The sequence below is a fragment of the Agrobacterium sp. 22-221-1 genome (assembly GCF_053522445.1).
The window spans coordinates 81,739-105,866 of record NZ_JBNWCL010000008.1 but is presented as its reverse complement, the minus strand read 5'-3'; the positions used below and the strand labels follow the sequence as shown (position 1 = coordinate 105,866).

22 protein-coding genes are annotated in these 24,128 nt (G+C 61.4%); 10 read left to right on the top strand and 12 right to left on the bottom strand.

All coding sequences use genetic code 11. The features are described from left to right. Positions 1-8: 8 nt before the first annotated feature. From purU to ACQZ5N_RS14310, 7 genes are read right to left on the bottom strand one after another with little or no spacing between them, the layout of a single operon-like run. Positions 9-893: a formyltetrahydrofolate deformylase gene (gene purU / locus ACQZ5N_RS14340; RefSeq protein WP_448733257.1), complete on the bottom strand. Its 885-nt coding sequence runs from the start codon at positions 891-893 to the stop codon at positions 9-11. Positions 894-914: 21 nt separating this feature from the next. Next, a complete protein-coding gene (locus ACQZ5N_RS14335) occupies positions 915-2,309 on the bottom strand; it encodes an L-serine ammonia-lyase (protein WP_448733256.1) in 1,395 nt (464 codons plus the stop codon). Next, complete coding sequence (glyA, locus tag ACQZ5N_RS14330) at positions 2,310-3,578, bottom strand: serine hydroxymethyltransferase (RefSeq protein ID WP_003521995.1); 1,269 nt, start codon at positions 3,576-3,578, stop codon at positions 2,310-2,312. It abuts the gene before it with no gap. Positions 3,579-3,595: 17 nt separating this feature from the next. Then, a complete protein-coding gene (locus ACQZ5N_RS14325; RefSeq protein ID WP_448733255.1) occupies positions 3,596-4,150 on the bottom strand; it encodes a sarcosine oxidase subunit gamma in 555 nt (184 codons plus the stop codon). 13 nt (positions 4,151-4,163) lie between these two features. After that, positions 4,164-7,154, bottom strand: coding sequence for a sarcosine oxidase subunit alpha (locus tag ACQZ5N_RS14320; protein WP_448733254.1), 2,991 nt, complete (start codon positions 7,152-7,154; stop codon positions 4,164-4,166). After that, positions 7,151-7,471 (bottom strand): sarcosine oxidase subunit delta, encoded by a 321-nt coding sequence (locus tag ACQZ5N_RS14315; RefSeq protein WP_003504489.1) that lies wholly within the window; start codon positions 7,469-7,471, stop codon positions 7,151-7,153. The genes ACQZ5N_RS14320 and ACQZ5N_RS14315 overlap by 4 nt, the downstream gene beginning before the upstream one ends. Before the next feature lie 10 nt (positions 7,472-7,481). Next, the gene (locus ACQZ5N_RS14310) at positions 7,482-8,735 is read right to left on the bottom strand and encodes a sarcosine oxidase subunit beta family protein (protein ID WP_448733253.1); all 1,254 of its coding nucleotides are present in this window, start codon (positions 8,733-8,735) and stop codon (positions 7,482-7,484) included. Positions 8,736-8,820: 85 nt separating this feature from the next. Here ACQZ5N_RS14310 and ACQZ5N_RS14305 point away from each other — a divergent pair, with 85 nt between their 5' ends. The 10 genes from ACQZ5N_RS14305 to ACQZ5N_RS14260 all read left to right on the top strand — a co-directional run bounded on the left by ACQZ5N_RS14305 (position 8,821) and on the right by ACQZ5N_RS14260 (position 19,463). After that, positions 8,821-9,867, top strand: coding sequence for a GlxA family transcriptional regulator (locus ACQZ5N_RS14305; protein ID WP_448733252.1), 1,047 nt, complete (start codon positions 8,821-8,823; stop codon positions 9,865-9,867). 283 nt (positions 9,868-10,150) lie between these two features. Further along, positions 10,151-10,861: a GntR family transcriptional regulator gene (locus tag ACQZ5N_RS14300; RefSeq protein WP_059761131.1), complete on the top strand. Its 711-nt coding sequence runs from the start codon at positions 10,151-10,153 to the stop codon at positions 10,859-10,861. After that, positions 10,858-11,769: a dihydrodipicolinate synthase family protein gene (locus ACQZ5N_RS14295; protein ID WP_059761133.1), complete on the top strand. Its 912-nt coding sequence runs from the start codon at positions 10,858-10,860 to the stop codon at positions 11,767-11,769. The genes ACQZ5N_RS14300 and ACQZ5N_RS14295 overlap by 4 nt, the downstream gene beginning before the upstream one ends. Further along, positions 11,762-13,279 carry an aldehyde dehydrogenase gene (locus ACQZ5N_RS14290; RefSeq protein WP_448733251.1) on the top strand — a complete coding sequence of 506 codons (1,518 nt, stop codon included), beginning with the start codon at positions 11,762-11,764 and terminating at the stop codon, positions 13,277-13,279. Before ACQZ5N_RS14295 ends, ACQZ5N_RS14290 begins: the two co-directional genes overlap by 8 nt. Then, a complete protein-coding gene (locus tag ACQZ5N_RS14285; RefSeq protein ID WP_448733250.1) occupies positions 13,276-14,622 on the top strand; it encodes an NAD(P)/FAD-dependent oxidoreductase in 1,347 nt (448 codons plus the stop codon). Before ACQZ5N_RS14290 ends, ACQZ5N_RS14285 begins: the two co-directional genes overlap by 4 nt. Before the next feature lie 77 nt (positions 14,623-14,699). Further along, positions 14,700-15,551 (top strand): glycine betaine ABC transporter substrate-binding protein, encoded by an 852-nt coding sequence (locus tag ACQZ5N_RS14280; protein WP_080853711.1) that lies wholly within the window; start codon positions 14,700-14,702, stop codon positions 15,549-15,551. Positions 15,552-15,648: 97 nt separating this feature from the next. Next, positions 15,649-16,728, top strand: coding sequence for a quaternary amine ABC transporter ATP-binding protein (locus tag ACQZ5N_RS14275; RefSeq protein ID WP_448733249.1), 1,080 nt, complete (start codon positions 15,649-15,651; stop codon positions 16,726-16,728). A 14-nt stretch (positions 16,729-16,742) separates the two neighbouring features. Next, positions 16,743-17,591, top strand: a complete 849-nt coding sequence (locus ACQZ5N_RS14270; protein WP_059761143.1) for an ABC transporter permease — start codon at positions 16,743-16,745, stop codon at positions 17,589-17,591. After that, positions 17,588-18,451: an ABC transporter permease gene (locus tag ACQZ5N_RS14265; RefSeq protein ID WP_448733248.1), complete on the top strand. Its 864-nt coding sequence runs from the start codon at positions 17,588-17,590 to the stop codon at positions 18,449-18,451. Before ACQZ5N_RS14270 ends, ACQZ5N_RS14265 begins: the two co-directional genes overlap by 4 nt. A gap of 13 nt (positions 18,452-18,464) precedes the next feature. Continuing rightward, positions 18,465-19,463 carry a 4-hydroxyproline epimerase gene (locus ACQZ5N_RS14260; protein WP_448733247.1) on the top strand — a complete coding sequence of 333 codons (999 nt, stop codon included), beginning with the start codon at positions 18,465-18,467 and terminating at the stop codon, positions 19,461-19,463. A 29-nt stretch (positions 19,464-19,492) separates the two neighbouring features. Here ACQZ5N_RS14260 and ACQZ5N_RS14255 read toward each other — a convergent pair whose 3' ends face one another. From ACQZ5N_RS14255 to ACQZ5N_RS14235, 5 genes are read right to left on the bottom strand one after another with little or no spacing between them, the layout of a single operon-like run. After that, positions 19,493-19,825 (bottom strand): cytochrome C oxidase subunit IV family protein, encoded by a 333-nt coding sequence (locus tag ACQZ5N_RS14255; RefSeq protein WP_448733246.1) that lies wholly within the window; start codon positions 19,823-19,825, stop codon positions 19,493-19,495. 14 nt (positions 19,826-19,839) lie between these two features. After that, a complete protein-coding gene (locus tag ACQZ5N_RS14250; RefSeq protein ID WP_003521989.1) occupies positions 19,840-20,565 on the bottom strand; it encodes a heme-copper oxidase subunit III family protein in 726 nt (241 codons plus the stop codon). 12 nt (positions 20,566-20,577) lie between these two features. Beyond that, positions 20,578-21,282 (bottom strand): cytochrome c oxidase subunit 3, encoded by a 705-nt coding sequence (locus tag ACQZ5N_RS14245; protein ID WP_003521988.1) that lies wholly within the window; start codon positions 21,280-21,282, stop codon positions 20,578-20,580. Beyond that, on the bottom strand, positions 21,279-23,057 hold the full coding sequence (locus ACQZ5N_RS14240; RefSeq protein WP_448733245.1) for a cytochrome c oxidase subunit I: 1,779 nt from the start codon (positions 23,055-23,057) through the stop codon (positions 21,279-21,281). The genes ACQZ5N_RS14245 and ACQZ5N_RS14240 overlap by 4 nt, the downstream gene beginning before the upstream one ends. A 54-nt stretch (positions 23,058-23,111) precedes the next feature. Next, positions 23,112-23,927 carry a cytochrome c oxidase subunit II gene (locus ACQZ5N_RS14235; RefSeq protein WP_269831558.1) on the bottom strand — a complete coding sequence of 272 codons (816 nt, stop codon included), beginning with the start codon at positions 23,925-23,927 and terminating at the stop codon, positions 23,112-23,114. Between the last annotated feature and the right edge of the window lie 201 nt (positions 23,928-24,128).

The following is a 24,128-nucleotide window of genomic DNA, read 5'->3' as shown; positions in this document are numbered from 1 at the left end:
ACGCGCATTCAGCCCATGCGTTCGGACACATGTTCTCCGGGAGACGCGGGAAAGACGACCGTCCTGTTTCCGTTCAGGAAGACCCGGTGATGAATATGGGCGTGGATGGCCCGCGCAAGAACCTGGCTTTCCACATCCCGCCCGAGGCTGACATAATCCATCGCGCTCTGGGCATGGGTCACGCGGATCGTATCCTGCTCGATGATCGGCCCTTCATCGAGATCGGCGGTGACGTAATGGGCGGTCGCGCCGATCAGCCGCACGCCGCGCTCATAGGCCTGTTTGTAGGGATTGGCGCCCTTGAAAGACGGTAGGAAAGAATGGTGGATGTTGATGATGCGGCCTGACATTTCCTGACACAGCCGGTCCGACAGGACCTGCATGTAGCGCGCCAGCACCACGAGCTCCGCTCCGGTATCCTGCACCACCTGCAGGATCGCGGCTTCCGCCTCGGGCTTCGTTTCCGGCGTGACGCGGATGTGATGGAAGGGAATATCCTCGTTCACCACCTGCTTCTGATAATCCAGATGATTGGAGATCACGGCGACGATCTCGACCGGCAGCGCACCGATGCGGGAACGATAGAGCAGATCGTTCAGGCAATGACCGAAGCGCGAGACCATGATGACGACCTTCGTCTTTCGCGAAAGGTCATGAATATCATAATCCATATCGAAATCGGCCGCGACGGGACCGAAGCCGTCAAGCAGTGCATCGCGTCCCGATCCCTGTTCGGAAACGAAGCTCAACCGCATGAAGAAACGGCCCGTCTCCTGGTCGGTGAATTGCGAACTGTCGTTGATGTTGCAGCCGGACCGGGCGAGATAACCGGATACGGCGGCGACGATGCCGCTGCGCGCCGGGCACGCGACTTTCATGATATAGGTGGTCAAATCCTGCTCCCCCTTGATGGATCAGCACTCCGGCAGGTTGACGGCGATGCCGCCCTGCGAGGTTTCCTTGTATTTCACATGCATGTCGCGGCCGGTCTCGCGCATCACGGTGATGCAATTGTCGAGCGGCATAAAATGGGTGCCGTCGCCACGCAGCGAAAGGCTGGCCGCAGAAACGGCCTTGATGGCGCCCAGCGCATTGCGTTCGATGCAGGGAACTTGAACGAGCCCGGCCGCCGGATCGCAGGTCATGCCGAGATGATGCTCCAGTGCGATTTCGGCGGCGTTTTCTACCTGCGCGTTGCTGCCGCCCAGAACCGCGCAAAGCCCGGCCGCCGCCATGGCCGCCGCCGAACCGACCTCGCCCTGGCAGCCGACTTCCGCCCCCGAAATCGAGGCATTGTGCTTGATGAGACCGCCGATTGCCGCCGCCACCAGCAGAAGGTCGCGGATGCCTTCGCGGTGCGCACCGACGCAATGGTCGAGATAATAGCGCGCCACCGCCGGCACCACGCCCGCAGCACCATTGGTGGGAGAGGTGACGACGCGCCCGCCGGCGGCGTTTTCCTCATTCACCGCCATGGCGTAGACGCTCATCCAGTCATTGGCCTGATGCGGCTGGGTAAGGTTCAGCCCGCGCTCGGATTGCAATTGCGCATGGATAGCCTTCGCCCGGCGCTTCACTTTCAGCCCGCCGGGCAGGATGCCCTCCTGCGTCAGACCCCGCTCGATGCAGCTTTCCATCACCTCCCAGACGCGGTCCAGCCTCGCATCCAGTTCCGACCCGTAAACAACCTCTTCATTCGCCCGCTTCATCTGAGCGATGGTCTTGCCCGACGCGCGGCCCATGCGCAGCATTTCCGCCGCCGTGCTGAAGGGATAGGGCACCGGCTGCTGCTTGCCGGCGCTCAATCCCCCGGCCGACCTTTGCAGCTCCGTTTCGGTGACGACGAAGCCGCCGCCTATCGAATAATAGACCTCCCGGTGATAGGTGTTGCCCTGACGGTCGCAGGCAATGAGGACCAGCCCGTTGGCATGGCCGGGAAGCGGCGGGCCATAATCGAAGACCAGATCCCTGTCCGGATCGAACCGCAGCGCCGGCAGCCCCTCGGGCTCGACGAGGCCGGTCCTGCGCACCTCCACCTCGATTTCCTCCACCCGGTCGGGATCGAGCGTGTCAGGCTTCAGACCGCAGAGGCCGAGAATGACCGCGCGATCCGTCGCATGGCCCTTGCCGGTGAAGGCGAGTGAGCCATGCAGGCTCGCCCGCAGGCCGAACAGGTCTCCGGCCCCCGGGAACTTGTCACCGCCGCGCAGATCGTCAAGAAACCGGGCGGCAGCGACCATGGGTCCCATCGTATGAGAGGACGATGGGCCGATGCCGATCTTGAATATATCGAAGACCGACAGGAACATTTACGAACCGTAGATCGGGAAGGCGTCGCAAAGCGCTGCAACCTGCGCCCGCACCTCGGCCTCGATTGCGGCGTCACCCTCGGCATTCGCCGCCAGCGCATCGATGACACGCAGGATCAGTGCACCGATCTGTTCGAATTCGGCGACGCCAAAGCCGCGTGTGGTGCCGGCGGAGCTGCCGAGCCGGATACCCGAGGTGACGAAGGGCTTTTCCGGATCGTTGGGAATGGCGTTCTTGTTGCAGGTGAGCCCCGCCCGCTCCAGCGCGATTTCGGCGATCTTGCCGGTCACGCCTTTCGGGCGCAGATCGACCAGCACCATATGGCTGTCGGTTCCGCCAGAGACGATCCCCAGACCGCCCTTCGTCAGCACGGCGGCAAGCGCCTGCGCATTGGCAATGACCTGACCGGCATAATCCGCGAAGTCCGGGCGCAACGCCTCGCCGAAAGCCACGGCCTTGGCGGCGATGACATGCATCAGCGGACCGCCCTGATTGCCGGGGAAGACCGCCGAATTGAGCTTTTTGGCGAGATCGGCGTCATTGGTGAGGATCACGCCGCCGCGCGGGCCGCGCAGGGTCTTGTGGGTGGTGGAGGTGACGACATGGGCGTGCGGCACGGGGTTCGGATATTTGCCACCGGCGATCAGCCCGGCATAATGGGCCATATCGACCATCAGATAAGCGCCGACTTCATCGGCAATCTTGCGGAAGCCGGCGAAATCGATCTGACGCGGATAGGCCGATGCACCCGCCACGATCAGCTTCGGCTTCGTCTCCAGCGCCCGTGCCCGCACCTTCTCCATATCGATCAGATGGGTTTCGGCGTCGACCTCATAGGAGACCACATCGAACCATTTGCCGGACATGGTGACCGGCGAACCGTGCGTCAGGTGGCCGCCATGGGCCAGCGAAAGCCCCATGATCCGGTCGCCGGGCTGAAGCAGCGCCAAAAACACCGCCTGATTGGCCTGCGCGCCGGAATGCGGCTGTACATTGGCGAATTCAGCACCGAAGAGCTGCTTCAGCCGATCGATGGCGACCGCCTCTACCTTATCGACGAATTCGCAGCCGCCGTAATAGCGCTTGCCGGGATAGCCCTCGGCATATTTGTTGGTCAGCACCGAGCCTTGCGCCGCCAGAACATCGGCGGAAACGATGTTTTCCGAAGCGATCAGCTCGATCTGCGTCTTCTGGCGATCGAGTTCCTCGGCGATGGCGTCGGCGATCACCGTGTCCGAAACGGTATTATGCGACAGTCGGTTGAGCATTGTTTTCTTCTCCCAGATCAGGCGATGTCCGCCGCAAGTTCCTTGCAGCCGGTTTCAAGCAGATGGCCAAGATGCGATACGAAACTGTTCCAGATATCCATGCGAAAACGGTTTTCCGCATCGCGCCAGAGCACCACGCTGACGCCGTCGAAAATCGTCCGGCGTCCCTCGCCGACGGCAATCGTGTCGATGTCGCGGGCGCAGCCCAGCGTCAGCAATTCGGCAGCCTGCGGACCTTCGATCAGGAGCGTCACTTCTCGTCCGGAAATATCGACGAGACTATGCGGATGGCCGGCGTAAACGCCTGCGCAGGCGGCGATAAGCCCTTCGACCGCGCTGACAGGTGCAAGCACGGTCCATTCGTCGGGGCCAAGGCGCAGGACCTCGATGTCGCCTGATGCGCCGCGGAGGCCGATCCGGTCCGGCAGAGTAAGGCCAAGGGCGGCGTTGAGCGGGGCGAGATCGCCGCGCACGCGCAGCGACAGCCGCCCTTGCGCCGGCAAAATGTTGACCCGGGCTGCTTTGCTCTCGGCCAGCGTGCCGGGAACGGGGGAGGAAACGCGCATGTTCATTGTCATCTCCGGGTCAAATCTTCAGGCGGGTATTTTCGGGATCGACAAAGACCATCCCGGTTATTTTCGCGGCAATGGTGCGGTCCAGCATCGGAATATAGACGGTCTCGCCCATCCGCTCATGACCGCCCTCAACCAGCGCCAGCGCAATCGGCTGGCCAACCGCATCCGAATGATAGGACGAGGTGACATGGCCGACCATTTTCATCGGGATCGGCTGTTTCGGATCGAAGACGATCTGCGCCCCCTCTTCCAGCTTCGAGCGGTCCTCCGTCAGAAGGCCGACGAGGTGACGGCGGCCCTTGGCGACGAGATCGGGGCGGGCAAGGCCGCGCTTGCCGACGAAATCCGGCTTGTTCTTGCCCACGGCCCAGCCCATCGCCGCATCATAGGGCGTAACCGTGCCGTCCGTGTCCTGGCCGACGATGATGTAACCCTTTTCGGCGCGCAGCACATGCATGGTTTCGGTGCCGTAAGGCGTGATGCCATATTGCTGGCCGGCCTCCCACAGGATTTCCCAAAGCTTGCGGCCGAGCCGCGCCGGCACATTGACCTCGAAGCCGATCTCGCCGGTGAAGCTGACGCGGAACAGCCGCGCCGGCATGCCGGCCACGGTGCATTCCACGCAGGACATATGCGGGAAAGCCTCTTCCGTCAGTTCGACACCTTCCACCAGCGGCGAGAGCAGCTTCGCCGCGTTCGGGCCGTTCAGCGCAATGGTCGACCACTGTTCGGTGGTCGAGGTCAGCCAGACATTGAGATCGGGCCATTCGGTCTGGAGATAATCCTCCATCATGTTCAGCACACGGGCGGCGCCGCCGGTGGTGGTGGTGACATGGAAACGGTCCTCGGTCATGCGGCCGATAACGCCATCGTCGCGGATAAAGCCGTCATCGCCGAGCAGCAGGCCATAACGGCAGCGGCCGGCGGCAAGCTTCGTCCAGGGATTGGTATACATGCGGTTCATGAACTCGACCGCATCGGGACCGACAACCTCGATCTTGCCGAGCGTCGAAGCATCGAAAATACCAACGCTCTGGCGCACCGCCCGGCATTCACGCCCGACCGCCGCATCCATGTCTTCGCCCGGCTTGGGGAAATACCAGGCGCGACGCCATTGCCCGACCGGCTCATAGATCGCGCCGTGCTCCTCGGCCCAACCGTCGATCTGCGTCTTGCGCGTCACTTCGAAATGCGCGCCGCGGTGATAACCCGCAAAAGCGCCGAAGGTCGTCGGCGTATAGGGCGGACGGAAGGTGGTCAGCCCCACCTGCGGCTGGCGCTTGCCCAGCGCTTCTGCCGCGATGTTGAGACCGTTGATGTTGGACATCTTGCCCTGATCGGTCGCCATGCCGTTGGTGGTGTAGCGCTTGACATGCTCGATGGAACGCATGCCCTCACGCACGGCGAGCCGCAGATCCTTGGCGGTCACGTCGTTCTGGTAGTCCACGAAAGCCTTGGCTTTGCCGGCATCGCGGTCGCTCGGTAGTTCCGTGTGCGAGACGCCGCTGCCGGTACGGTCATGTTCCACCGCATGGCTGGAACTATTGGCAGTCTTGCCGAGTGCGGCGGCGACTTCGCGACCCCGTTCCGCACCGTCCTTCAGCGCGGCCTCGATGCCCCACAGCCCTCGCCCGGCCCCGGCAATCACGCAATCCTCGTTAGTGAGGGCAGGAAGGAACGTAGTCCGCTCGTCGTCCCAGGCGATCTTGCCCTGCGTATGGGAAAAGAGATGCAGCGACGGCGTCCAGCCGCCCGACATCAGCACGGCATCACAGGCAATCTCCTGTCCCGCACCGACCGACGCGCCACTAACCGCATTGACCCGGACGGACTTGACCCGCAGCCGGCCCGAGGTCGCCGTGACCGTATGCGACAGCTTGACCGGAATGCCGAGCGCGCGCGCTTCGTTCACCAGTTCCTCGCGCACCTTGGCGCGGGTATCGACAATGGCCTGAACACGCGCGCCCGCACCGTGAAGATCGAAGGCCGCATACCAGGCGCTGTCATGGCTCGTCACCACCACCGGCCGGTTGCCGACCTTGACGCCGTAACGGTTGAGATAAGTCTGGGCGGCGCCCGCCAGCATCACACCGGGCCGGTCGTTGCCGTGGAAGACCAGCGGCTTTTCCAGCGCGCCCTGCGCCAGCACCACCTGGCGCGCCCGCACCCGCCACAGGCGCTCGCGCGGCGTATCCTTCGGCACGGTTTCCAGATGGTCGGTCAGCTTTTCGCAAAGGCCGATCATGTTCTGGTGGTAATAGGCAATCGCCGTCGTGCGGGTCATGACCCTGACGCCGTGCTCCTTCAGCGCCTTCAACTCATCCGCAAGCCAGTTCCATGCGGGCTTGCCGTCGATCTTCGCTTGCGGCTCGGACAGAAGCGTACCGCCGGCTTCGGCATTTTCATCGACCAGCACGACCCTGAGACCATCGACCGCCGCCGCACGCGCCGCCGCAAGACCGGCAGGACCGGCGCCGACGATCAGCACATCGCAATGCAGGTTGCGCGAGGCATAAGTGTCGGGGTCCTCTTCGGTCGGCGAAACGCCGAGACCCGCCGCCGCGCGGATGAACGGCTCATAGACCTTGTTCCAGAAGCTCTTCGGCCACATGAAGGTCTTGTAGTAAAAACCCGCCGAAAACAGCATATAGGCCATGTCGTTGACCGCGCCGACATCGAATTTCAGGCTCGGATATTTGTTCTGCGAGGTGGTTGTGAGCCCGTTCCAGATTTCCTGCACCGTGGCGCGGGTGTTCGGCTCGAAACGTCCGGCGCTGCGGCGGGTGCCGATCAGCGCATTCGGCTCCTCGGAACCCGCCGCCACCGGGCCGCGCGGGCGGTGGTATTTGAACGAGCGGCCCATCAGATGCACGCCATTGGCCAGAAGCGCGGAGGCGACCGTATCGCCCTTCACGCCGCGATAGGTCTTGCCGTCGAAGGTGAAGCTCACGGAGCGGGCGGCATCCACACGGCCACGGCCGGAAACACGATAGGAGTTCATTTCGACACCTCGGAACTGGCTGGTGCACGGGTCAGGGAAGAAAGTTCAGGACGCGGCTCGCCCGCCCGATAGGTCGTCAGGAAACGGTCGCTCACCGTGTCGCGCACGGCGTTGAAGAAGCGCCCGCAACCATGCAGATGCCGCCAGCGCTCGAAATGCGGGCCCTTGACGTTTTCGCGGATGAACAGGAATTCTTCCCATTGCTCATCGGTCTGCGACGAGGGATCGGCGGCGCGGGTAATATGGGCCTGCCCGGCATAGGTGAATTCGGCTTCGGGCAGGGTTTCGTTGCAATAGGGGCAGCGGATCAGCAGCATGGTTCTATCCTCAGTGCGCCACGGCGGCGGCGGCCGCTTCGTCGATCAGGCGGCCGGAACGGAAGCGTTCCAGTGTGAAGGGCGCGTTGATCGGGTGCGGTTCGTTTTTGGCGATGGTCCAGGCGAAGGTATGGGCCGCGCCGGGCGTGGCCTTGAAACCGCCGGTACCCCAGCCGCAATTGACATAAAGGCCGGCAACCGGCGTCTTGCCGAGAATGGCCGAGCGATCCGGCGTGACATCGACGATGCCGCCCCATTTGCGCAGCATCCGCATGCGGTTGAAGATCGGGAAGATTTCGACGATGGCCGCGATGGTGTGCTCGATCAGCGGCAGGCCGCCGCGCTGCGAATAGGAGGTATATTGGTCCGTACCCGAACCGATCACCAGCTCGCCCTTGTCGGACTGGCTGATATAGGCGTGGACCGCGTTCGACATGACCACGCAGGGGAAGATCGGCTTGATCGGCTCCGACACCAGCGCCTGCAAGGGATAGCTTTCCAGCGGCAGGCGAACGCCGGCCGTGTCCATGACGACCGAAGTGTGACCGGCGGCCGAAACCGCGACCTTCTTCGCCTTGATGAAGCCCCTCGCCGTCTCGACGCCCGCGACCGAGCCGTCGGCGTTGCGGCGAATGGCCGTGACCGGGCAGTTCTGGATGATATCGACGCCGCGGGCGGCGGCGCCGCGCGCATAACCCCAGGCGACGGCATCATGGCGGGCCGTGCCGGCCCGTTCCTGAAGCGCGCCGCCCATGACCGGATAGCGGGCATTCGGCGCGATGCTGAGCGGCGGGCAATATTCCTTGCACTCTTCCGGGGTGAGCCAGCGATTGTCGACGCCGTTCAAACGGTTGGAGTGGATGTGGCGCTTGAAGCTCTGCACGTCATGCACATTATGCGCCAGCATCAGCACGCCGCGCCTTGAATACATGACGTTGTAATTCAGCTCCTGGCTCAAGTTCTCCCACAGATCGACGGCGTGATCGTAAAGACGCGCGCTCTCGTCATAGAGATAGTTCGAGCGGATGATCGTGGTGTTGCGGCCGGTATTGCCGCCGCCGAGCCAGCCCTTGTCGATGACAGCGACATTGGTGATGCCGTGCTGGCTGGCCAGATAATAGGCAGCGCCCAGACCATGGCCGCCGGCGCCGACGATGATCACGTCATATTCGGCTTTCGGCTGACTGTCGGGCCATTGCTCGTCCCAGTTCTTGTGGCCGGTCAGGGCATTCCGCAAAAGATTGAAGGCATTAAAACGCGTCATGAGCGGACCCGATGGTTGGAAAATCTCGTGTCGCAAAAGCTAGGAGCATTTGGCGCGCCCCGGCTGGACAATCGCGTCTGTTTGCATGAATATTTGCGTCATGACCTCACACCGCGCCAGAAAACGCCTCAGCGTCGCCTTCCTGCTTGCAGACCGCTTCACGCTGTCGGCCTTCGCGAATTTCGTCGATGTGCTGCGCCTTGCGGCCGATGAGGCGGACCGTTCGCGGCCAATCCTGTGCGAATGGTCGGTGCTTTCGGCGACCATGAGCAGCGTGCAGTCGAGCTGCGGCGTGAAGGTGCAGCCGGATACGCGGCTGATGGACGCCGGGCATTACGACTATATCGTCGTTGTCGGCGGCTTGATCAGCGATCACAGCGCCCTGCCGCAGGAGGCGCTGCGCTTCCTGAAAGAAAGGGCGGCGGCGGGCGTTCCCATTGTCGGGCTATGCACCGGCGTTTTCATCCTGCACGAAGCGGGCCTGCTCGACGGTTATCGCTGCTGCGTGAGCTGGTTCCACCGCCAGGATTTTCTCGACCGTTTCGATACCGTCCAGATGATCTCCGACCAGATCTTCGTCATCGACCGCGACCGGCTGACCTGTTCCGGCGGCCACGGCGCCGCGCATCTGGCAGCCTTCCTCGTCGAGCGCCATGTCGGCCAGTCCGCCGCCATCAAGAGCCTCAACATCATGATGATCGACAGTGCGCTGAGCGGTGAAAAGCCTCAACCCGGCCAGCAGAGCGCACGCAAGGCCAACGATCCCCTCGTCAAAAAAGCAATCCTGCGGATGCAGCAGAATATCGAGGTTCCGAGAACCGTGCTGGAACTGGCGAATGATCTCGGCCTTGGCCGCCGCAGCCTCGAACGGCGTTTCCTCGCCGACCTGGGCGCAACGCCTTCCAAGGTCTATCTCGAACTGCGGCTGGATCGCGCTTTGTCGCTCCTGCGCACAACGCGTGACAGCATCACCCAGATTGCGCTCGCCACCGGTTTTTGCGATGCGCCGCACCTTTCCCGCACGCTACGAGCCGAGCGCGGTTTCACCCCCAGCGAATATCGCAAGACTCAGGCCGGCCACGTCGCAACCGACGAGGAATTCGCCGTCGGCGTGCTGCTTCCGCAATCCTGAACATTCTTCAGTCACCGGTGTGAACAAGCCTTCTGCCGCACGGCAGGGGATGTAACGGGGCAGAATCGCCGAGCTTTCGCAAACAACGAACATTCCTTAAAGCGCAATATATTCAATTTATTGCGCGTCTTCAGGCGCGCGAATTTCCCAAAATGAATAATCTTCTTATAAGCAATGTATAACGAAATTATACAATTTTATTGACTCATTCGGCGACCCGTGCCAGCTTTTCATCGTCGACATGAATGGAATGCGCCCGCACCGGTTTGGGCAGGAGGTTTGGATGAAGAACGGCAAGAATGGCTTGTACGAAGATATCAAGCACCAGATTCTGACGATGGAACTCGACCCCGACCAGGATCTGGATGAGGTGAGCCTCGGCGCGCGCTATGGCCTTTCACGCACCCCTGTCCGGGAAATCTTCCGCCGTCTCGAGGGTGAAGGTTATATCGATATCCGCGCCAATCGCGGTGCGCGCGTCATTCCGATGAACCACCAGACTCTGCGGCACTTCTTTCTCGTCGCCCCGATGATCTATGCCGCGATCGGCCGCCTCGCCGTGCAGAATTTCCGGCCGAAACAGCTGGGTGAACTGAAGGACACGCAGGAACGGTTCCGCAAGGCGAGCGCAACGGGCGATGCTCCGTCCATGGTGGTGGAAAACAATCATTTCCACGCACTGATCGGCGACATGTCCGGGAATGTCTATCTTCAGGCAAGCCTCGGCCGCCTGCTGATCGATCACGCCCGCATCGGCCACACCTTTTACCGGCCGCGCAATGACGACATGCGCGAGCGCCTGAAACTCGCCGTCGAGCACCATGACGGCTTCATCGCCGCGATTGAAAAGCATGACGAGGACGCGGTCGTCGATCTGGTCTTCGAACATTGGGAATTGTCGCGCGAGAACATGGAAATGTTCATCGCACCACAGGGAATGAAGGCGGATGCCCTCGTCGAGGTGCCCGTTGCAGCGATGGAGAAATCGTCTTGAAGTTCGAAGGCATATATACCCCGGCGATCACGCCGCTCGGGCCGGAAGGGCAGATCGACCGTGACGGTTTTGCAGCCGTTCTGGAACAGCTGATCGAAGCGAAGGTGCATGGCATCATCGTCGGCGGTTCCACGGGCGAATATTACGCGCAGACGGCGCAGGAGCGCTTCGATCTTGCGGCTTACGCAAAGGATGTGATCGGCACACGGCTGCCGCTGATCGTCGGCACCGGGGCCACGCGCACCGAGGATTCCATTGAATATGCCAGGGCCGCAAAGGACATCGGGGCTGACGCCATTCTCGTCTCCTCCCCGCCCTATGCCCTGCCGACGGAACGCGAAAATGCTGTCCACGCCCTTGCCGTCGACCGCGCCGCCAACCTGCCGATCATGCTCTACAACTACCCCGCCCGCATGGGTGTGATGATGGGCGAGGACTATTTCGCCCGCGTCGGCAAGTCGAGAAATGTCGTCGCCATCAAGGAAAGCTCCGGCGACATGGGCAATCTGCATCGCCTCGCCCGCAAGTTCCCGCATATCGCGCTCTCCTGCGGCTGGGACGATCAGGCATTGGAGTTCTTCGCCTGGGGCGCGCGGAGCTGGGTCTGTGCGGGCTCGAATTTCCTGCCGCGCGAACATGTGGCGCTCTATGAGGCCTGCGTTCTGGAAAAGAATTTCGACAAGGGCCGCGCGATCATGACCGCGATGCTGCCGCTGATGGATTTCCTCGAATGCGGAAAATTCGTGCAGTCCATCAAGCACGGCTGCGAAATCATCGGCCTGAAGGCAGGTCCCGTCCGCGCGCCGCTCAGGCCGCTCAATTCCGAGGAAAAACGCACTCTCCAGACTGTCGTCGCCACCTTGAAGCGCACCGTTGCCCAGATCACGTCGGGAGCCAATCATGCATGAACCTTTGACCGCCGCCGAATACCGGGCGATTGCCGCCGATCTTCAATTGCCCGCCAACGCCTTCATCGACGGCGCTTTCGTCCCGGCCAAATCCGGCAAGACATTTGTCTCGACCAACCCCGCCACCGGCGAAAAACTCGCCGATATCGCGGCCTGTGACGCAAGCGATGTCGACCACGCAGTCGCCAAGGCGCGGGAAGCCTTCGAAGACGGCCGCTGGCGTCAGCTCGCACCTGCGGAGCGCAAGGAAATCCTGCTGGAATTCGCCAAGCTGCTTGAGCGCAACCGGCACGAACTGGCGGTCATGGAAAGCCTCGACAGCGGCAAGCCGATCCGCGAGTGCCAGACGGTCGACGTTCCCGATACGATCCATACCATTCGCTGGCATGCCGAGCTGATCGACAAGCTTTACGACAATACCGCTCCGGTCACCGGCAACGCGCTTGCCATGATCGTGCGCGAACCCGTCGGCGTCGTCGGCTGTGTCCTGCCCTGGAACTTCCCGCTGCTGATGCTGGCATGGAAGATCGGCCCCGCACTTGCTTCCGGCTGCTCGGTCATCGTCAAGCCGGCTGCGGAAACGACACTGACGACGTTGCGTGTCGCCGAACTGGCCCATGAGGCGGGCATTCCCGCCGGCGTCTTCAATGTCGTCACCGGCGGCGGCAAGGAGGTCGGCGAGCCGATCGGCATGCATATGGATGTCGACATGGTGGCCTTCACCGGCTCGACGCCGACCGGACGGCGGTTCCTGCGTTATGCCGCCGATTCCAACCTCAAGCGCGTCGTGCTCGAATGCGGCGGCAAGAACCCGGCGGTGGTGCTGGACGATGCCGAAGACCTCGATCTCGTTGCCGAACAGGTCGTCAACGGCGCTTTCTGGAACATGGGCGAAAATTGCTCGGCCTCCTCGCGGCTGATCGTCGATGCGAAAATCAAGGACGAGCTGCTCCAGCGGATCGGCGCTTACATGCGCGAATGGAAGATGGGCGACCCGCTCGACCCGGAAAATCGTGTCGGCGCGCTGGTCAGCAAGGCCCATTTCGACAAGGTCCACTCCTTCCTCGACGACGTGAAAACCGAAAAGCTTTCCATCGTTCACGGCGGCAAGACCGAGAAGGGCATCTTCATCGAACCCACGGTGGTCGATGACGTCACGCCGTCGAGCCGTCTTTTCCAGGAAGAAATCTTCGGCCCGATCCTGTCGGTGACGAGTTTCAACACGCTCGCCGAGGCGGTGGTTCTTGCCAACGACACGAATTACGGCCTTGCGGCCTCCGTCTATACCGCAAGCCTGCGCAAGGCGATCCGGCTGTCGCGCGACATCCGCGCCGGCATCGTGACTGTCAACTGCTTCGGCGAGGGCGACGCCACGACGCCCTTCGGCGGCTACAAGGAATCCGGTTTCGGCGGGCGCGACAAGTCGATTTTCGCGCACGACAATTATTGCGAACTCAAGACGATCTGGATCGACATATCGGATCGTTCGGTGGACGAGACGGTCAGATGACGAGCCGGTCCGTCAAACGTTTGCCGGTCGAAAACGGCATCTCGGGCTGGGAGGCGATCAGCAAACGTTCCTTCCCGGTTCGCAGCCTGGAAGGCAACGTCACGGCGGATTGGTTGATCATCGGCGCGGGCTTTGCCGGTCTTTCCGCCGCCCGCCGTCTGCTTGAGCTTTGCCCCGGCGACAGGATCGTCGTGCTCGATGCGAGCGAGGTGGGCAAAGGAACGTCGGGTCGCAATTCGGGTTTCATGATCGATGTCCCGCATAATCTCGCATCCGGTGAATATTCGAGCGGCGCTGCCGACGCCACCAAAGTCGAGATGGAACAGAACCGCTCGGCGATAAAATTCGCCGCCGGGGCCGCCGCGGAATACGGAATGTCGCACCAGACATTCGATCCGGCCGGAAAGATAAATGCCGCCGCAACCGCACGCGGCATGAAGCTCAATGAAAGTTTCGGCCTGTCGCTGAAAAACGCCGGCGAGAAGCACAGTTTCCTCGACGCCGCGCAGATGCGCGCGCTGACCGGATCGGATTATTATCTCGGCGGGCTCTATACGCCGGGCGCGGTGCTGATCCAGCCGGCGGACTATATCCGCGAATTCGCCGCCGGCCTTTCGCGCAGTGTGGACCTGTTCGAACATTCGCCGGTGACCGCCGTGAAACGTGAGGGCGGCGTGTGGACCGCCATGTGCCCGCGCGGCAGCGTCACCGCCCCGAAGGTCGTTCTCGGGGTCAACGGGCACATCGATGATTTCGGCCATTTCCAGGGCCGGCTGATGCATATCTTCGCCTATGCCTCGATGACGGCGCCGTTTCCTGCGGAGGATTTCGGCCGCAAGACTTCCGGACACGACAATTGGGCGCTGCTTCCCGCCGACGCCATGGGGGCGACCGTCAGGAAGATCACCTCCGGCGGCCAGTCGCGCATCGCAATCCGCACGAAATATACCTACGACACCACCCTTTCGCTGAGAGAGCAGCGGCTCTCGAAGATGGTGGACGCGCATCGGCGCTCGCTCGACGCCCGCTTTCCCGGTCTCAAGGGCATAGCGTTCGAGCATAGCTGGGCCGGGCGCATCTGCCTCAGCCGCAACCACGTGCCCGCTTTCGGCGAGATCGAGGAAGGGCTTTTTTCCGCCTGCTGCGAAAATGGTCTCGGCACGGTGAAAAGCACACTCGCCGGCATGATGGCGGCGGAACTGGCGACCGGCAACACCTCCCGGCACCTTCAGGAATACATGGATCACCCTCAGCCGTCCCGGCTGCCGCCGGAACCGTTCGCGTGGCTGGGAATCAATTCGGTGATCCGTTTGCAGGAATTGCGTGCAGGCCGCGAGGGATGAACCCTCCCGCGCAATGGGAAGACCAAGCCGGCGGCAGGTCTTCGATAAGAATGGGAACAAAAACTAGGAGACGATAAATGAAGACTTTATGGAAGGCGCTTTGTGCGGCCGCGATGGTCGGCATGACGGCATTCTCCGCTCACGCGGAAGAAAAGACCATTACCATGGGTACGATGTCCTGGGAGGATCTCACACCCATCACCGGAATTACCAAAAAAGTACTGGAAGACGCAGGTTACAGCGTCAAGGTCGTTTCCTTTTCGGAATGGGGCATCGCCTATGCCGCGCTGACCAAAGGCGACATCCAGATCATGGCCTCGCAGACGGATTATGCCGCCCAGGACTACTGGGACAAGAACAAGCGGCGTCTGGAGAAAATCTCTCCCGTTTCGCATGGTCTCTATCAGGCGATCGCGGTTCCGAAATACGTGACGATCGATTCCATCGATCAGTTGAACGACAATGCCGAAAAATTCGGCGGCAAGATCGTCGGCATCGAGCCCGGCTCCGGCCTGATGCGGGATGCGGCCAGCGCCGTGAAGGAATACGGTCTGAAACTGCCCCTCGTCGAAGGCAGCACGGCGGCGATGACCGCCGCGCTCAAATCGGCAATCGACCGCAAGGAATGGGTCGCCGTCGCCATCTGGGAGCCTTCCTGGATGATGTACAAATACGATCTGAAATTCCTGAAGGACCCCAAGGGCATTTTCCCGCCGGCACAGGGCTATTACTGGATCGGCCAGAAAGGCTTCTCCGCGGAATATCCGCATGCCCGCGAAGTGATCGCCAGCGTCTATGTGCCGCTCGCCGATATCACCGCGATCAACGGCGCGGTCAACGACGGCAAGACGATGGATCAGGCGGTCAAGGACTGGACCGACAGCCACGCCGATCTTCTGAAGCGCTGGGAAAACATCAAGAGCGAATGACCTTGAACGTGCGGGCCGCCAGGGTGGCCCGCACGCGGATTTCCAAAACTTGAAGGCCGGCCCGAGCAGGCCCGTGGGGAACGCAATGGATGCTATGATGAATGATTCCAACGAAGTGTTGGTTGATTGCCAGAACGTCTGGAAGATTTTCGGTGCGCGTGCTCAGGCCGCCGTCAAGGCCGTCTCCGAACGCGGATTGTCCAAGAAGCAGGTGCTGGAGGATTTCGACTGTGTCGTCGGCGTCTCCGACGCCAGCCTTCAGGTGCGCCGTGGCGAAATCTTCTGCATCATGGGGCTTTCCGGCAGCGGCAAGTCGACCCTGATCCGTCTTCTCAACCGTCTTATCGAACCTAGCGTCGGCAAAATCACGGTCAAGGGCAAGGATATCGCCAGGCTCAACGCCGCCGAACTGCGTGAGCTGCGCGCCCGCAACATCGCCATGGTCTTCCAGAGCGTGGCGCTGCTGCCCTATCGAACCGTGCTGGAAAATGCCGGTTTCAGCCTTGAGGTGCGCGGTGTCCCGAAGGACGAACGCAACCGCGTGGCGCGCGAAGCCCTTGAGAAAGTCGGGCTGGCCGACTGGACGTCGCGCTATCCCGCAGAATTGTCGGGCGGCATGCAGCAGCGTGTCGGCCTTGCCCGTGCATTGGCCGCCGATCCCGAAATCATTCTCATGGACGAGCCGTTCAGCGCGCTCGATCCCCTCATCCGCCGTCAGTTGCAGGATGAGTTCCGGCAATTGACGAAGTCGCTCGGCAAATCCGTCGTCTTCATCACCCACGACCTCGAGGAAGCGATCCGCATCGGCGACCGCATCGCGATCATGAAGGACGGCGTCATCGTGCAGGTCGGGACCGCCGAGGATATCGTCACCAAACCGGCCGACGACTACGTCGCCGACTTCGTCGCGGGCATCTCCAGAATTCATCTGGTGAAGGCGCATTCGGTCATGCAGCCGGTCACCGAATTCGCAGCCTCGCAGCCGCAATGTGATATCGGCACGCTGCTCAAGGCCTCGCCGGAAGCCGACATCGGGGCGCTGATCGACCTGACCATGCAGTCTAACCAGGATGCTGTTGCGGTGGTTGAGAACGACGCCGTGATTGGTGTCGTCACGACACGCGGCTTGCTGCGCGGCGTCGCCGGAACGCCCGGCGAAGAATTCGCGGCGGCTTAGGCGGAGGGATGGTAATGGATACTTCGATCATCACCGACCGTTTCGACACCTGGACGGAGGATGCGCTTGGCTGGATCGGCGATAACGGCGAAGGGCTGTTCGATTTCGTCAGCCGGTTGCTTGAGGGCAGCTATGACGGCATCCTCTGGTTTCTCCAGCTTGCCCCACCGGTCGTCATCGCACTTGTCGCGGCACTGCTCGGCTGGCGGCTGATCAACCTGACAGCCGGCATTCTTGCCGGCGTCGCACTGCTGTTTTGCGCGACCATGGGACTGTGGACCGAAACCATGAGCACGCTGGCGCTGGTCGCCACGGCGACAATTCTCGCGCTTCTGGTCGGAATACCGGTCGGCATCCTCGCGGGCTTCGCCAAATCGCTGGACAGGGTGCTGGAACCCGTCCTCGACCTGATCCAGACCATGCCGCCTTACATCTACCTTCTGCCCGCAATCGCGCTTCTGGGATATGGGCCGGCGACCGCGCTCATCGCCACCTTCATCGTCGCCATGCCGCCCGCCATCCGGCTGACCTCGCTCGGGATCCGCATGACGCCCCGGGAATTCATCGAACTGGGTCACGCAAGCGGACTGACGCCCTGGCAGATGTTCACGAAAATCCGCCTGCCATTCGCCATTCCGAGCGTCATGGCCGGTATCAACCAGAGCCTGATGATGGCCTTCGGGATGGTCGTCATTGCCGGCATCGTCGGCTCCGGCGGCCTCGGCGAGACGATCTATGGGGCAGTACGCACGCTGGATGTCGCCACCTCCATCAATGCCGCAATCGCCATCGTCATTCTGACCATGGTGCTGGACCGGCTCACGCAAAGCGCGGCCCGCCGCGTCAAGGCAGGTGCAAGATGAACTTCGATCTCTTCCGGTTTTCACCGGGCACCTATCTCGCGCCCGCTGTGGATTGGCTGAACACCAATTTCCACCCGTTTTTCGCAGAGGTGACCAATATCGTCGAGGCGGTTCTCGGTGCAATCGAAGCCGCACTGCTCTATCCGCCCGCCTTTGCCCTGATCGCCGTGGCGACCCTGCTTGCCTTCTTCGCCATCAACCTCAAGGCCGCGATGGTGACGGTGTCTGCGCTGTCATTCTGCTTCTTTGCGGGCCTGTGGCGGGAGTCGATGCAGACGCTGGCGCTGGTGACGGTGGCCGTGGCCATTTCGGTATCGGTCGCCTTCCCGCTCGGCATTCTGGCGTCGCGCTACAAGCGGTTCGAAACCTACCTTCGCCCGGTGCTCGACATCATGCAGACCGTGCCGCCATGGGTCTATCTGATCCCGGCCGTCATGATCTTCAGCCTCGGCCGTGTTCCCGCAATCATCGCGACCATCGTTTACGGGGTCCCGCCCATGCTGCGCCTCACGACGCTCGCCTTCAATCAGGTGCCCAAGGACCTTCTGGAACTTGGACAGGCGACGGGCGCCTCGCCCCGGTCCATCCTGTTCAAGATCGAAATCCCGTCGGCCACACCCACGCTTCTGGTCGGCCTCAACCAGTGCATTCTGCTTTCTCTTGCCATGGTCGTACTCGCAGGGCTTGTCGGCGCCGGTGGGCTGGGTGCTGAAGTCACGCGCGGTTTGACGCGCATGGAAATGGGTCCGGGCCTGAGGGCCGGCCTTGCCATCGTCGCCATCGCCATTTTCCTCGACCGCCTGTCCAGAGGGGCGTTGCAAGGCCGCCGGACATCGGTTGCAGGAAGCGGCTCGCACTAGGAAAAAGCAGCCCATGCGCAAGAGCTTCTTCTGCATCGATGCCCACACCTGCGGCAATCCGGTTCGCCTCGTGGCTGGCGGCGGACCGCTCTTGCCGCATCTCCCCATAGCCGAGCGTCGCGACATATTCGTCCGGGACCATGACTGGATCCAGCAGGCTTTAATGTTCGAACCACGCGGGCACGATGTGATGTCGGGCGCGATCATCTACCCGGCGCATCGGCAAGACTGCGATTTCGCCGTGATCTTCATCGAGGTCAGCGGCTGCCTGCCCATGTGCGGCGCCGGCACGATCGAGCTTGTGACGGCGGCAATCGAGGAGGGTCTCGTCACCCCGAGAGTGCCGGGAAGACTGTCGATAGAGACCCCTGCGGGAAAGGTCGATATCGAATATGAGAAGCCCGGAGAATTCGTCGAATCCGTCCGCATGATCAATGTCGCGAGCTACCTTCACGCCGCCGACGTGGAGGTCGATGTCCCCGGTCTCGGCAGGCTCGTTGTCGATATCGCCTATGGCGGCAATTATTATGCGGTGGTCGAGCCGCAAGCCGTCTGGCCCGGTATCGACAGCATGTCGGCCAGCGATATCGTCGATCTCAGCCGCAAGCTGCGGACCGCGCTTTCTGAGTTTTGCCATCCGGTACACCCAGAGAATGAAAGAATAAGCGGCGTGCATCACGCCATCTGGTGCGACCAACCGGTTTCCGCCAATGCGGATGGGCGGGGCGCAGTCTTTTACGGTGACAAGGCCATCGACAGGTCGCCCGGCGGCACCGGCACCTCGGCCCGCATGGCGCAACTCCATGGCAAGGGTCGCCTGAAAACCGGGGACACATTCCATCAGGAAAGCCTGATCGGCACGATCTTCGAAGGCAGGATCGAGCAGGAGACGGAAATCGGCAGCTTCAGGGGAATCGTCCCGAGCGTTTCAGGCTGGGCGCAGATTATCGGGCACAACACGATATTCGTGGATGACCGCGACCCGCTGGCACACGGATTTCAGATCGGTTGAGGCCCAACGCATTCCGGCGCAAATGGGTCTCAAGAACCGGCCCCCATGAAGGTCACCCGGGTAAGAGCCGTATAGTTGGATTCCGAGGCCATCAGGGCTGCGAAGACGAACACGAGAACCGGCGGAAGCAGGATGGCGTAGATCAGGACCAGCCGTTCCCAGGCCATGTGCATGAAAATCGCCATGATCAACCCCGCCTTCAGGATCATGAACAGGATGATGAGAGACCATCTCGGATAGCTCTGAATGCCGAGATAATCGACCATATAGGAGAAGGCGCTGAGGACGAAAAGCAGTCCCCAGACCACCATGTAAAGTCTTATCGGATGCTGCTGTCCCTGTTGTGACTGTTGCTGTGCCATGATGCCATCCTCACTCACCACAGATAGAAGAATGCGAAGATAAAGACCCACACCAGATCCACGAAGTGCCAGTAAAGCCCGGTTATCTCGACGATCTCGTATTGGCCCTTGCGGCTGGTGAAGAACCCCCGCCTTTCCTCATCGAAATCTCCCCGCCACACCTTGCGCGCGACGATGAGAAGAAACAGGACGCCGATGGAAACATGGGTGCCGTGAAAGCCCGTGATCATGAAGAAAGCCGAACCGAACTGCGCCGCACCCCACGGGTTTTCCCAGGGACGAACGCCCTCTGCGATCAGCTTGCTCCATTCGAATGCCTGCATTCCCACGAATGTCGCGCCAAGCGCTGCCGTCGCCACCATCAGCGCGGCGGTTTTGCGACGGTCGCGGCGATAGGCGAAGTTGACGGCCATGGCCATCGTGCCGCTGCTGCTGATGAGAACAAAAGTCATAATGGCAATCAGGATCAGCGGAATGTGCCTGCCGGCAATCGTGAGCGCGAAAACCTCGCTCGGATTGGGCCAGGCCGCGGTGGCCGACATGCGCGCCGCCATATAGGCCAGCAGGAAACAGCCGAAAATGAAGATATCGCTCAGGATGAATATCCACATCATCGCCTTGCCCCAGGAGACGTTCTTGAACGCCCGCTGGTCCGATGACAGATCGGCGGCGACGCCGCGCAGTCCCGCCGGCCGCAGATGCGGATCACTTACCGGTCTTTCCTCCATGGATGCGGCCATGATCGACACTCCTCAGGTGACCAATTGACGGCAGAGATCGACGAAACTATTCGCCCAGCCGGCGAAAAGCGCAAAAAGGACCAGCCAGACGACCAGCATGAAATGCCAGTAGATGGCGCACAGCTCCACACTCAGGCGCATTCTTGCCGACAAGGGCTCGCTCCGGGCACGGATTGCGGTGCGACCAAGCACGAAAAGCCCGCCCAATATATGCAGGCCGTGCAGGCCAGTGATCATGTAGAAGAAGCTGTTCGATGGGTTATCCGCCAGAATATAGCCTGCGGAGATGAGTTGCCGCCACGCCAGGAATTGACCGGCGACAAAGAAAACAGCCGTCGCAAAGGCTGTCACAAGAGCCGCATTCAGCCTGTCGCGATGATCTGGACGGGTTTCGGTTTTCGCCCATTGCAGCGCCAGACTGCTGGCGGCAAGCGCCGCGGTGTTCACCCATAACAGTCCGGGGATCGGGATACCCCACCAGTCGGCGCCGCCCATGCGGCCGAGATAGGCGCTGATGAGCAAGGTGAACAAGGCACCGACAACCGCCAGAAATATCCCAAGTCCGACTTTCGCGATTGTCGCCGATGATCCCTGCATCTGCGGCGCATCGCCTGCCAGACCGACTTCCAGCCAGGGCTTCGAGGCTAGCCGCTGCCGCGCCATCCACCAGCCGATGATGCCGGCGATTCCGGCCATGAAGACGAGGATGGCGCTCATGACAGGACCCTTTCGGACGGCCCGGCCGCCGCCGGCTGGTTTTGCGGCAGGAAGTCCTCAGCCGCGCCGGGCACGCTGTAATCATACGGCCAGCGATAAACGACCGGCAGTTCCTTGCCCCAGTTGCCATGAACCGGCGGGGTCTGCGGCGTCTGCCATTCCAGTGTCGTGGCCCGCCACGGATTGCCGACCGCCTTTTTGCCCCAGCGCAGGCTCCACTCGAGATTGAACACGAACAGCAGTTGAGCCGCACCGACGATGAGCGCGGCCACGGTGATGAATATGTTCAACGTGTGCGCCGAATCTGGAATGAAAGCGGTTTCGCCCAGCTCGTAATAGCGGCGCGGCACGCCCATCAGCCCGAGATAATGCATCGGGAAGAAGATGGCATAAGCACCGAGAAAGGTGATCCAGAAATGGACGTGCCCCATCGCCTCGTTCAGCATCCGGCCCGTGACTTTCGGATACCAGTGGTGGATCGCACCGAAGATCACCATGATCGGCGCGACCCCCATCACCATATGAAAATGGGCGACCACGAACATCGTATCCGAAAGCGGCACATCGACGACGACATTGCCGAGGAAGAGACCCGTCAATCCGCCATTGATGAATGTGACGATGAAGGCAAGCGCAAACAGCATCGGCAGGGTGAGATGGATATCGCCGCGCCAGAGCGTCAGCACCCAGTTATAGACCTTGATCGCCGTCGGCACGGCGATGATCAGCGTCGTGGTTGCGAAAAAGAACCCGAAATTCGGGTTCATGCCGCTGACATACATATGATGCGCCCAGACGACGAAGCTCAGCGCTGCGATGATGACAATCGCCCAGACCATCATGCGGTAGCCGAAGATATTCTTGCGCGCATGGGTGCTGATCAGATCCGAGACGATGCCGAAGGCGGGAAGTGCGACGATATAGACTTCCGGATGGCCGAAGAACCAGAAAAGGTGCTGGAACAGGATGGGACTGCCGCCCTCCTGCTTCAATTGTTCGCCCATCTCCACGATGGCCGGCATGAAGAAGCTCGTGCCGAGCAGCCGGTCGAACAACATCATGACGGCGGCGACAAAGAGCGCCGGAAAAGCGAGCAGCGCCATGGCGGTCGCCGTGAATATGCCCCATATCGTCAATGGCATGCGCATCAGCGTCATGCCCCGCGTGCGTCCCTGCAACACGGTGACGACGTAATTCAGCCCGCCCAAAGTAAAGCCGATGATGAACAGGATCAGCGATGACAGCATCAGGATGATGCCCCAGTCGCGCCCGCCCGGCGTTCCCGAAAGAAGCGCCTGCGGCGGATAGAGCGTCCAGCCGGCGCCCGTCGGCCCGCCGGGTGCGAAGAAACCGGCCACCAGCACTAGAACAGCGGAGAGGTAGAGCCAGTAGCTCAGCATATTGGCATAGGGGAACACCATGTCGCGCGCGCCGAGCATCAGCGGGATCAGGTAGTTGCCGAAACCGCCGAGAAACAGCGCGGTGAGCAGGTAAATCACCATGATCATGCCATGCATGGTGATGAACTGATAATAATGTTCCGCATCGATGAAGGAGAAATATCCGGGAAAACCGAGCTGCAGGCGCATCAGCCAGGAAAGCACCAGCGCCACCATGCCGATTGCGATGGCGGTCAGGAAATATTGAATGGCAATGATCTTGGCATCCTGGCTGAAGACATATTTCGTCCACCAGCTTTTCGGGTGATAAAGCTCGACGTCCTCGACTTCAGCGGGCTGAATGATCTGCCCGGCGTCGGATCCAATCTCGACCATGTTCCAACCTCCCTGTTCCCCCGATGCGGTCTTCCCTTCCGATATGCGCGGCGCTTATCTGGCCGCCGACGTTTCCGCTGAAGCCAGCAATTTCGAGAAAGTCGGCTGCTGCTGCAGCCAGGCTTGATAATCGGTCTCGGTATCGACGACGACGGTGCCGCGCATCTGCGGATGGCCCACGCCGCACAGTTCCGCGCAGAGAACCTCGAAAGTTCCGGTCCGGGTCGGCGTAAACCAGTAATAGGTGACCGAGCCGGGGATCATGTCCATCTTGGCCCGGAACTCCGGCACGTAGAAATCATGCACGACATCGACCGCGCGCAGCAGCATTTTCACCGGCCTGCCGGCGGGCAGATGCAACTCACCGCCTTCAACGATGACATCGTCCATTCCTGCGGGATCGTTCCTGTTCAGGCCCAGCGGATTGTCGGGTCCGATAGCGCGCGTATCCGCCCGTCCGAGCCGTCCGTCCGCTCCCGGCAGGCGGAAACTCCATTGCCATTGCTTACCGACGACTTCCACCTCGCTCGCACCGTCCGGGACGGTCACGAACTGGTTCCATACGAAGAGGCCCGGGAGAAGCATTGCAGCCACCCCAACCCCGGTTCCGCCCGCCAGCCACCATTCCAGGCGCTTGTTTTCGGGCTGGTATGCCGCCCGGTTTCCGGCGCGGTGCCTGAAGCGGAACACGCAATAGGCGACGAACAGCACGACGGCCGAGAAAACGAAGCCGGTGATCCAGAAAGTGATGATGATCGTATTGTCGATATAGCTCCAGTTCGAGGCTATCGGCGTCCACCACCACGGGCTCAAGAGGTGGAACACGATCGATCCCACCACCAGCAGAACGAGAATCACAACGACAGCCATCGTCTCCTCCCGTGACCCGGCCACGAATACTTCTACAACCCCATCGCGAAGTATATTAGAATTATCTCATAAATTGATCGGGCGAGCAATTACGGTGGCGCCTGCGGCAGCGTCCCCTTCCTGTGCTACGGCCTCAATCGGGAAGGCAATCGCGAAAAGCAGACAGATCGGAAGAAAACGATACCACATGGCATCCCCGCA